This is a genomic window from Promicromonospora kroppenstedtii DSM 19349 (assembly GCF_000515355.1).
Lineage (GTDB): Bacteria > Actinomycetota > Actinomycetes > Actinomycetales > Cellulomonadaceae > Promicromonospora > Promicromonospora kroppenstedtii.
Genome location: NZ_KI911707.1, coordinates 58,706 through 60,503, shown reverse-complemented (window position 1 = coordinate 60,503; position 1,798 = coordinate 58,706). Strand labels below are relative to the sequence as shown.

2 protein-coding genes are annotated in these 1,798 nt (G+C 75.9%); one reads left to right on the top strand and one right to left on the bottom strand.

The genetic code is table 11. From position 1 onward, the window contains the following. Positions 1 to 813, bottom strand: an 813-nt coding sequence (locus PROKR_RS19115; RefSeq protein ID WP_157602268.1) for an AAA family ATPase, incomplete at its 3' end; no start/stop codon positions are given. A 172-nt stretch (positions 814 to 985) separates the two neighbouring features. On the opposite strand from PROKR_RS19115, the gene PROKR_RS19110 reads away from it, so the two are divergent. Beyond that, positions 986 to 1,621: a sigma-70 family RNA polymerase sigma factor gene (locus PROKR_RS19110; protein WP_051433147.1), complete on the top strand. Its 636-nt coding sequence runs from the start codon at positions 986 to 988 to the stop codon at positions 1,619 to 1,621. The last annotated feature ends 177 nt before the right edge of the window (positions 1,622 to 1,798 follow it).

Sequence of the window (1,798 nt, the reverse complement as noted above, 5' to 3'; positions counted from 1 at the left end):
GGCCGCCGGCCGGACGTCGGGCCGCCCGAAGCCCCCGGCCAGCTCGGCCGGGGTGAGCCCGAGCGGGAGCACGAGCAGAGCCCGGGGGTTGCCCTGCGTCTCGGCGACCATCCGGTCCCGCACCCGCTCGTCCAGCCGCCCGGGCGTCACGGACTCCAGGAGGGCGCGGGCCTCACCGTCGGTCAGCCGGCCCACCTCCCGCTCGGGCAGCTCCGTCAGCTCGCCCTTGAGGTGGGGGTCGCGCACCGCCAGCACCAGCCCGATCGCCGCGACGGGCAGCCGCCGCGCGACGAACGCGAGGGTGCGGGCCGAGACCTCGTCGAGCCACTGGGCGTCGTCGACGAGGCAGACCAGCGGCTCCCGCTCGGCCGCGGCGGCGAGCAGGTTGAGCACCGCGAGCCCGACCAGGAACCGGTCCGGCGTCTCGCCCGCCGTCAGGCCGAATGCCGTGGAGAGCGCGTCGCGCTGCGGAGCGGGCAGTCGGCACAGGTGGTCCAGGAACGGCGCGCACAGCCGGTGCAGCCCGCCGAAGGAGAGGTCGGACTCGGCCTCGACGCCTGTCGTCCGAGCGGTCCGGCAGCCGGACGCGCTGCCCGCCGCGTACTCCAGCAGCACCGACTTGCCGATCCCGGCCGCGCCACGCAGCACCAGCACCGCGCTGCGCCCCGCCTGCACCGCCGCGACCACCTGGTCGAGCGCCTCGCACTCCGCCTGACGGCCGTACAGCGGCGCCCGCCGCTCGCCGCTCACCAGCAGCACCGTCGGGGCCGGCACAGCGGTTCGCGGGCCCGTGGCCCCTGGTGAGGTGCTCATGCCACGATCCAACCCGGTGGTTGAATCTTTCACGAGGCAGAACCACAGGCAGAAGTAGGCAGGCGGTTTCCGCCCGTGGCCCAGTGCCCCGTCACCCCAGGGGTGCACCACGGGGCCGACCACGGACTCACCGTGGCGCGGTGGGCCGGGCGTCGCGCCGAGTGTGATCGGTATGACGACATCACCCGGAACCACACCGCCCCCCGCCGAGCCGGACGCCGCGCTCTCGGTCTTCCTCGCCCAGCGCTCGCAGCTCATCCGCGTCGCCCGCCGCATCACCGGCAGCGCCGCCGAGGCCGACGACGTGGTTCAGGAGGCCTGGCTCCGCTGGCAGCGCACCGACCGCACCCAGGTCGTCAACGCCGCCGCGTTCCTCACCTCCACCACGACCAACCTGGCCCGCAACGTCATCCAGTCCGCCCGCTACCGGCGCGAGACCCCGCTGCCCGCGCCCGGCGCCGAGCACCCGACCCCCGACCCGGACCAGGACCCGGGCCGGCACGCCGAACGGACCGGCCTCACCGAGGAAGCACTCGCGCTCCTGCTCACCCGGCTCAGCCCCGGCGAGCTCGCCGCCTACGTGCTGCGCCGCGGCTTCGACTACGCCTACGCCGACCTCGCGAGCCTGCTCGGCACCAGCGTCGCCAACTCCCGCCAGCTCGTCAGCCGCGCCCAGGCCCGCCTGCGGAGCGACCGGGTCCGTCCCGTGCCGCCCTTGGCCGGACGCCGCCTCACCGCCGCGTTCCTCACCGCCTCCCGCACCGGCGACCTCGACGGCCTCGAGACGGTCCTCACGGCCGCCGCCTGAATGCCCGCCATGAGGATCGTCGTCGTGGGCGCCACCCGCCCGATCTGCGCCAAGGTCGTCGCCCGGCTCCGCGCCACCGGGCACGACGCCGCCCTGGCCACGCCCGCCACCGGCTGCGACGCCGTCGCCGGCGAAGGCCTGACTGAGGCGCTCACGGGCGCCGACGTGGTGGTCGAC